Source organism: Thermogutta sp. (assembly GCF_014359955.1).
Taxonomy (GTDB): domain Bacteria; phylum Planctomycetota; class Planctomycetia; order Pirellulales; family Thermoguttaceae; genus Thermogutta.
On the sequence record NZ_JACIYL010000111.1, the window covers coordinates 1 to 8,593 of the forward strand.

5 protein-coding genes are annotated in these 8,593 nt (G+C 58.8%); 4 read left to right on the forward strand and 1 reads right to left on the reverse strand.

Features of this window, described 5'->3' with window-relative positions:
* The 4 genes from H5U08_RS05375 to H5U08_RS05390 all read left to right on the forward strand — a co-directional run.
* A partial coding sequence (locus tag H5U08_RS05375; protein WP_297031028.1) for an alpha/beta fold hydrolase occupies positions 1-2,190 on the forward strand: 2,190 nt, incomplete at its 5' end.
* A 258-nt stretch (positions 2,191-2,448) separates the two neighbouring features.
* Positions 2,449-4,446, forward strand: coding sequence for a cytochrome c peroxidase (locus H5U08_RS05380; RefSeq protein WP_297031029.1), 1,998 nt, complete (start codon positions 2,449-2,451; stop codon positions 4,444-4,446).
* 61 nt (positions 4,447-4,507) lie between these two features.
* Entirely contained in the window at positions 4,508-5,344 is an 837-nt protein-coding gene (locus tag H5U08_RS05385) for a glycoside hydrolase family 16 protein (protein ID WP_297031031.1), read from the forward strand.
* A 189-nt stretch (positions 5,345-5,533) separates the two neighbouring features.
* On the forward strand, positions 5,534-7,762 hold the full coding sequence (locus H5U08_RS05390) for a sugar-binding domain-containing protein (protein ID WP_297031033.1): 2,229 nt from the start codon (positions 5,534-5,536) through the stop codon (positions 7,760-7,762).
* Positions 7,763-7,871: 109 nt separating this feature from the next.
* Here the strand turns inward: H5U08_RS05390 and H5U08_RS05395 are convergent.
* Positions 7,872-8,593 (reverse strand): hypothetical protein (locus H5U08_RS05395; RefSeq protein ID WP_297031035.1); only part of this gene is annotated, 722 nt, incomplete at its 5' end.

An 8,593-nucleotide genomic window follows, 5' to 3' on the forward strand; every position in this document is an offset into this window, starting at 1 on the left:
TGGATTCTCTGCACAGCGCTTCTCCTTGTGGAGATTCAATCGAGAGCCGTCGTGTGCGGCGAGTCGGGATTTCCCCGTTTTCGTGTCCATGTCCTCAATCCCGAGGCCCAGTTCTGTGCCTGCGGCGTTGTGGACGTGAATCACGATGGGAAACCGGATATCGTTTCCGGCGGCTGGTGGTACGAGGCACCGACCTGGAAACGCCATTTCCTTCGCGATGTGCCGATCATCCGGGGGCGGTTCGACGATTATTCCAATCTTGTCCTGGACGTTGACGGAGATGGGTGGGGTGACATCATCAGCGCCAATTACCGCAGCGAACTCCTCCTCTGGATTCGACACCCCGGCCCCAGCTTGGGCCCCTGGGAAGTCATTCAGGTCGCCAAACCCGGACCAATGGAAACAGGGCGGCTCTACGACATCAATGGCGACGGGCAGCAGGATGTTCTTCCCAACGGGGTCAAATTTGCGGCCTGGTGGGAGTTCAAGCGGTTGCCCGACGGAAAGGTGGAGTGGTACCGCCACGATCTCCCCGAGGAGGTGGCCGGGCACGGGATCGGTTTCGGTGACGTCGATGGCGATGGTCGCGGGGACATCGTGACACCTCGCGGTTGGTGGCGGCAGGAGGGTCCCTCGGATAGACCGCAGTGGGTGAAGCAACCGGAGTTCGAGCTTCACGAAGATGCCAGCGTGCCGATCATCGTCGAAGACGTGGATGGCGATGGAGACTCGGACATCGTGTGGGGGCGGGGACATAACGTCGGGCTTTACTGGTTGGAACAGCGAATTGGGAACGGTACGCGAACGTGGGCATTCCACGCGATTGACACCAGTTGGTCCCAGGCCCATGCGCTCCTCGTCGCTGACGTCAACAGAAACGGACGGCCGGAGGTGATCGCAGGCAAACGCTATTTGGGACACGATGGACGAGACCCCGGCGAGTGGGATGTGCCCGTTATCTATGCCTATGAGTATGATCAGAAAAGTCGTGTTTTCGCGCGGTACCCGATCGCTGAGGCTGTGAACATCGGCTGGGGATTGGATCCCAAAGCGGCTGACTTGGACGGGGATGGGGACCTCGATCTTGTGGCAGCCGACCGCAACGGCCTGTTCCGGTTGGAGAACCTGGGGACGCAAGGTGATGACGAGGCTCGACCTTCTGGAGAGGTCCCTCTTTGGGCGAAACAAAATCATCAGCAGCCGCTGCAGTTTTACGGAGAAGATGGCCAGGTCCGCTCGATTGCCTCGTTGCAAGAGTGGGGTTACCGCCGATGGTGGATTCAGAAAGGCATGGAAGCGGTCATGGGCGGCTTGCCCGGTCCAGGGATGCGCCTGCCTCTGGATGTGCAGGTGATTGATTCACAGGACACGGCCTCCTATCGGCGAATCAAGCTCACCTACCAGGCGGATCCTTATGACCGCGTTCCGGCGTATCTGCTCATTCCGCACCAGATCCGGGGACGCCATCCGGCTGCCCTGTGTCTGCATCAAACCACCCCTCTTGCCAAGGATGAACCCGCCGGCACACGACCCGAGGCTGCCTATCCTTATGCCCACGAACTGGCCTGCCTGGGCTACGTGTGCGTGGTGCCCGACTATCCCTCCTTTGGTGAGCATCCCTACGACTTCCGCCGCCACACGGAATTCGCGAGCGGGTCGATGAAGGCCATTTGGGATAACGTCCGCGCTCTGGATTTGCTCGAATCTCTGCCGGAAGTCGATCGGGACCGGATCGCCGTGGTCGGCCATTCTCTCGGTGGACATAACGCGCTTTTCACGGCGGTATTTGACCAGCGGATTCGGGCTGTGATCTGCAGTTGCGGATTTACGGCCTTCCATCGCTACTATGGCGGGAAAATTGCTCCGTGGGCGCAGGATCGCTACATGCCCCGCGTGAGGGACGTCTTCGGTAACGACCCCGGGCGAATGCCGTTCGATTTTCACGAGGTCCTTGCGGCACTGGCGCCCCGCGGTGTCTTTGTCGTTGCACCGCTGCGGGATGACAACTTTGATGTCGAAGGGGTGCGCGAAGTCGTGGCCAGAGCAAAAGAAGTTTTTCACCTCTACGGGGCGCAGAACCGGCTTGTGGTGATCCATCCGGACATTGGGCACGGCTTTCCGCCGGAGATTCGCCAGCAGGCCTACGGCTGGCTCAACCGGCAGTTCAAATGGAATGTCCCAGCGAAGTGACACGGCTGGGTATCAGGGACCGCACAGGGGCCACGGAAACGGTTGACGATCGACCGCCGCTGCCGGAAAATGCGATTGCACTGCGGTAACGGACACCTTTTGGGGGGCACGGTAGCTTCACCCGAAGACCGAGGCCTCGCTGCCGGCCGTTTTTGCGAATAGCCTCGCCGTTTGCTGTGGCCGCAGGATGCGACAGGTTGTCACGCCGAAGGCTGTCTTTGTCCGTAAGTCGCTGGCGATTCCCCGGGAGGGCACTGCATGCTCACGAAAAGCACCCCTATGTTGGCGAGCATGGAGTCGGGCTTTAGCCGAGTCATGCCGTCTGGAAAAGAATTTGTCGGTCTTGCGTGGCTGCTTGCTATCCTCTGCGGATTGCTGGTCGTTACGGCAAGTCGAGCAGAAGAGGCCACCGGGCGTTATCTCGGTCCCTGGCAGGTCCGGGCTGCCCCCGATGGCGCGACCGTCTTCGTCTTGTGTAAGGATGCCGCCAAAATGGCCGTAATCGATGTGGCGAGCCAGCAAGTCATCCGATGGTTCAGCCTGCCCGCGGATCCCCACGACTTCGTGATCAGTTCGGATGGAAAAGTGATCTATGTGGCCGCCGGCGTTTCGCATGGCATTGTTGCTGAAATCAAGTCTGACGATGGAGCCCCGATCCGCCAGATCCCTGTAGGGCACACGCCCGGGGGACTGGCGCTTTCCAAAGATGGCCATCGGATGTATGTGTGTAACCGGTTTGAAAACACGGTTTCCGTCGTCGATCTGGCTTCTGGCCGGGAGGAGAGACGTTTGGCTGTCACCCGCGAACCAGTGGCAGCGGCCCTTACACCGGACGAAAAGCGGCTTTTTGTGGCCAACCTCCTTCCGCTGGATCGGTGCGACAGTTACGATGTGGCGGCCGTGGTGTGCTCCATTGATACGTCAACGTTCGAGGTTCACCCGATCCGACTGCCCAACGGCTCGACCGATATTCACGGCCTTGCCGTCTCGCCCGATGGAAAATGGGTATATGCCGTCCATGTGCTTTCTCGGTATCAGATGCCCACCACGCAACTAGAGCGCGGCTGGATGAATACCAACGCGCTGACGATCATAGATGCGCAGAAGGAGCGGGTATTCAATACCGTTCTCCTCGATGACGTGGACCTTGGCGCTGCTCTCCCGTGGGCTGTTGTGTGTTCTTCCGACGGTCAGAAACTCGTGGTTTCCCACGCGGCAACGGATGAGATTTCCGTCATCAATATTCCTGCCGTGCTGGAAAAACTGGCAAAACTACCGCCGACACCGGAGGCCGCTCAAGCAGCGGGATTCATCTACGACGGATCGCAAACATCCCTCAGTGCCGCCGATGTTCCCAATGATCTGTCCTTTCTGGTGGGTCTCCGGGAGCGAATTCCCCTCTATGGGCTGGGACCGTACGACTATCTGAGCGCTGATTCAGAAAAAATCGTCAAAGGAGCGAGAGGTCTCGCCCTGGCAGGTTCCAAGGTTTTCGTCGCCACCTACTTCGGGGACCTCGTCACGGTCGTGGATTTGAATGCTTCCAAATATCGGCGGCTTAGCTACGTGCCCTTGGGCCCGAAGCCGGTGCTTACGAAGGAAAGGCTGGGCGAACTCTATTTCCACGATGCCAGCCTGTGTTTTCAGCACTGGCAGAGCTGCGCTACCTGCCATCCAGACGGGCGAATTGACGGGCTGAATTGGGATCTCCTCAATGACGGATTGGGAAATCCGAAGAACAATAAGAGCCTACTGCTGGCTCACCAAACACCACCGTCCATGTGGGAAGGGGTGCGAGCCACCGCGGAAGAGGCGGTCCGGTCCGGAATCCGACACATTCAGTTTGCCGTTCGTCCGGAGGAAGACGCCCAGGCGATCGACGCGTACCTCAGGTCATTGCGGCCGGTGCCGAGCCCCTATCTCGTCAACGGCCAGTTAAGCGAGTCCGCCCGCCGGGGGCGGGAACTGTTCTTCAGCGAACGGCTCAAATGCCATCACTGTCATCCTGAGCCGCTTTATACGGATTTGAAGAAACACAATGTGGGAAGCCGCGGGCCGCTGGACCGCGCGAGCGAATTCGACACACCTACCCTCATTGAAGTGTGGCGAACCGCCCCATATTTGCACGACGGACATTATTTGACTCTTGAAGAGCTGTTCCGAGAAGGTAAACACGGGGAGACGGCTGGCAGCGATGTCGGTAGCCTGACCGACGAGGAGTTGCACGACCTGTGCGAGTTTGTCCGGTCGCTGTAACCGTTTATGATCGCTTTCACCGATTAAGTTATCTTTGTGCCATTTCGAGGAGAATCATGCCATGTTAAGAGCCTTCTGGAAGGTGTTTGTCGTGGTTTTTTGTGGTGCGATGGGCGTGAGTATCGGGTTGTCTGGCCCCGAGCTTGCAGGTGCCGAGCCGCCAGAAGCCGTCTCCGTAGAACTTCTGCAGCCCCAGGATCCGCTGCCGCAACTTCCTCCAGGAAAGAAGTGGGTGCTTGTCTGGCATGACGAATTCGACGGGGACAAGATTGACACAAGCAAGTGGGAGATTTACGGAGACTGGCCCCGACGGGATGGATTCTGGGTAAAGGAGGACTCTTACCTTGACGGGAAGGGCCACCTTGTCATCCGGACGAAAAAGAACGGCGAGCGCTACACCTCAGGCGCGATTGCGACGCGGGGAAAGTACGAAGTCAAATACGGTTATCTTGTGTGCCGGTGCACCCATCCCAAACAACCGGGGCTTTGGGCCGCCTTTTGGCTGATGGGCGCGGGAGTCAGTCAGGTCGGCGACGAAGGTCGCGATGGCACGGAAATCGACATCGTGGAAATGCCCTACCGTGACGGCCGCCTGACGAGCAACCTCCATTGGGACGGCTACGGCAAGGACCACAAACACGCGGGGACAACATTTAGAAGACCGGAAGTGCTGGACGGATTCCATACATACGGCCTGTGGTGGAAACCGGACGAGTACGTGTTCGACGTGGATGGAAAGGAAACCTGGCGAACCAGCGCCGGCGGGGTGTGCCAGGTGCCGCTGTACATCAAGCTGACGGTGGAAATTGGGCCCTGGGCGGGGGATATCAAAAAGGCCCAACTCCCGGAGGAATGGCTCATCGACTATGTCCGAGTGTATCAGGTGGTGGACGAGTAAGTCCTCACAGGGCGCCTTTTGCGAATGCCTCCGGAACCGCGCAGTGAACTTGCGCAAAAGTGAATCGTTTTTGCGCAAATGTGTTTTGCAATCTTGTCCCTGGTGGCATATCTTGGTTAAGAGCTAAGCGAGTCAAAACCGGGGTGGAAGTTTCTGCTGGGTATCCAACGTGAAGATGAGGAGGCACCGATGAAGAGACTGCTTCTATGGACCGGTGTTGTGATTGGACTGTCGTTTTCAGTTCTCCCAGGTCGGGGAGAATCCTGGAAACCCGCTCCCAGCCCGTTGATGACGCGCTGGGCCAAGGATGTTTCACCGGACCGCGTTTGGCCGGAATATCCGCGCCCGCAGATGGTGCGTGAAAAATGGGTCAATCTCAACGGGCTGTGGGATTATGCAGTGACACCCAAAGATGCTTCTCAGCCGGAAAAATGGGATGGGCAAATCCTGGTCCCATTTTGCATTGAATCGGCCCTCAGCGGAGTGGGCAGAAAAGTACAGCCCCCCGAGCGACTATGGTACCGGCGAAAATTCACAGCCCCTGAACTGCCGGACGGTGGACGATTGCTGCTCCACTTTGGGGCGGTGGACTGGCAGACCACGGTTTGGGTGAACGGCAGGCAAGTCGGCGAACACACCGGGGGATATGATCCGTTCACTTTCGACATCACGGAGTGCCTTAAGCCCGGCGAGAACGAGCTTGTTGTGGCTGTCTGGGATCCCACCGACACCGGCTGGCAACCTCGCGGCAAGCAGGTCCTCAATCCCAAAGGGATATGGTACACGGCTGTGACCGGAATCTGGCAAACCGTGTGGCTCGAACCGGTGCCCGCTCAGTCCATCCAAAAACTGAAGTTGGTTCCGGACGTGGATCGGGAACGGCTCGTCGTGACAGTGGTCGCGCCCAAGGGATTGACCGTTCATCTGAAGGCTCGGTTTGCCGGTCAGGACGTGGCGGAAACAAGCGGTCCCGCAGGCGAGGCCGTCGAGCTGCGGATTCCCCAGGCCAAACTGTGGTGGCCGGAGGAGCCCAACCTCTACGACCTGGAAGTGTCACTGCTTTCCGATGGTCGTGTTGTGGACAGGGTGGAAAGCTATTTCGGGATGCGCAAGGTGTCTGTAGAGAAGGACGAGAACGGCATCAATCGGTTGATGCTCAACGGGAAGTTCGTCTTTCAGTATGGTCCTCTCGATCAGGGTTGGTGGCCCGATGGGCTTTACACTCCCGCCAGCGATGAGGCGATGAAGTTCGACATTGAAATGACCAAAAAGTTTGGCATGAATATGGCTCGGAAACACGTCAAGTACGAGCCGGAACGATGGTACTACTGGTGCGATAAACTTGGGCTTCTCGTGTGGCAGGATATGCCCTCGGGGAACGCCGACCGCAACGAGGAAAGCCGCGCCAATTTCCGTAAAGAACTGAAGGCGATGATTGACGCGCGGTTCAACCATCCCTGCATCATCATGTGGATTCCCTTTAATGAAGGCTGGGGCCAGCATGATACCTGCGACATTGTCAAGTGGATCAAGGAATATGATCCCTCGCGGGTGGTGAATGAAGCCAGTGGCTGGCACGACAACGGTTGTGGGGATATCTCCGATATGCATCGCTATCCCGGGCCGGGAGTGCGTCCCATTGAAGAAAAACGGGCGTGCGTTCTCGGCGAGTTTGGCGGATTGGGCATGCCCATTCCCGGTCACCTCTGGAAAGAGCAGGGAGCGTGGGGCTATGTGGCCTACGCCGATCAGGAGGCCCTCACCGACGCCTATTGCGAACTGCTGGCGCAGGTCCGATTCCTGATTCCGCAGGGGCTATGCGCGGCGGTGTATACCCAGACGTCGGATGTGGAAATCGAGGTCAACGGCCTGATGACCTACGATCGGGAAGTGATCAAGATTCAGGTGGACCGGGCAGCAGAGGCAGCCCGACGGCTTCATCTGCCGCCTCCCACTGTCCAGGTTCTGGTAGCCACTTCAGAGCATCAGGGGCAGGTGTGGCGCTACACCACCGAGACGCCCTCCGAGAATTGGATGACGCCCGAGTTCGACGACTCGGCATGGAAAGAGGGACCCGGTGGTTTCGGAACGGAGGGCACGCCAGGAGCGGTGGTGCGGACCGTCTGGAATACCTCGGACATCTGGCTGCGGCGGAGCTTCAACCTGGAAAAGCTGCCCGAGCACGGTGAACTCGCTTTGGCCATTCACCATGACGAAGACGCCGAGGTCTATCTCAACGGGCAGCTTATCAAAAGAACAAAGGGATTTCTCACCGGCTACACAATCGTGCCCCTCACGGGCGAGGCTGCCCGGAAGGCTCTCAAACCGGGGCGCAACGTCCTGGCGGTTCACTGTCACCAGACACGTGGTGGACAGTATATCGATGTGGGACTCAGCCTGATTGTGGAGAAGGAATAAGTATCCGCCGCGGGATCAGCCCCCACACGTCCGCCCGGCTGGGTGGTTGGCGGGTGCGTGATCGGAAGTTCGGTCCGTCCAGGCTCGCCCCTCGTGGGCGAGCTTTCTTTTATGCCGGAGCCACCATCGAGCAGTCGAGCGATCGCGCCGGACAGTGGGAGCAGTCTCCGTGTCCGCCCCCAGCCGGCTGAGCCACGTGGAGCCGACGGATTTCGACCGTCGTCTGGAGGCCGGCGGGATCGTAGGAGATTGTCCGCGATACCGGCTCGTTCTCAACGGCCAGCATGACGTACCACATGGTGCTCGCCCGATCCATGGCCTGTTGGTTAAGCGCCTGAATTGTCGCCAGCGCCTGGTCGTAACTGAGCTGGTCTTCCTGCAACGTTCCCTGGGTGCGACAGATGCACAGGGGCATATCGAGCGGCGAGTTCGGCTCCCACCCGGCTGGCCACCAGATCGAAGCGATCTTGTAGCGCAGGGGCGTGCAGATCCGGAGACCGGGCCAGGTTCTGCCCGGGCAGCCCACTTCGCACACCACAGCCCAGCGACCTTTGCGTTCCGACCAACTCTGTTCGTTGAACTGAATCGCTTCCCTTACTGCCGAGAAAAAGTCCTCTGTTTCAAGGAGCCTTTCGTTCGGCTGCGGAGGCTGCGCTGGGACATCATCCGGAGACGCCGGCGTCCAGTTTTCATCGACCGGTATCAGCACAACGCGGTAGCACGCCATGGCACTTGCCTCGAAAGAAATCGATCTTACACAGAAAATCTCCCATGGTTCCTTGACGATAGTATAAACCATCGTTGGCGGAGGGCGAACGCTGGGGACGAAAA

Coding starts and splice junctions, on each gene's coding strand:
- H5U08_RS05380 (WP_297031029.1), top strand. CDS start 2,449: ATGCTCACGAAAAGCACCCCTATGTTGGCGAGCATGGAGTCGGGCTTT.
- H5U08_RS05385 (WP_297031031.1), top strand. CDS start 4,508: ATGTTAAGAGCCTTCTGGAAGGTGTTTGTCGTGGTTTTTTGTGGTGCG.
- H5U08_RS05390 (WP_297031033.1), top strand. CDS start 5,534: ATGAAGAGACTGCTTCTATGGACCGGTGTTGTGATTGGACTGTCGTTT.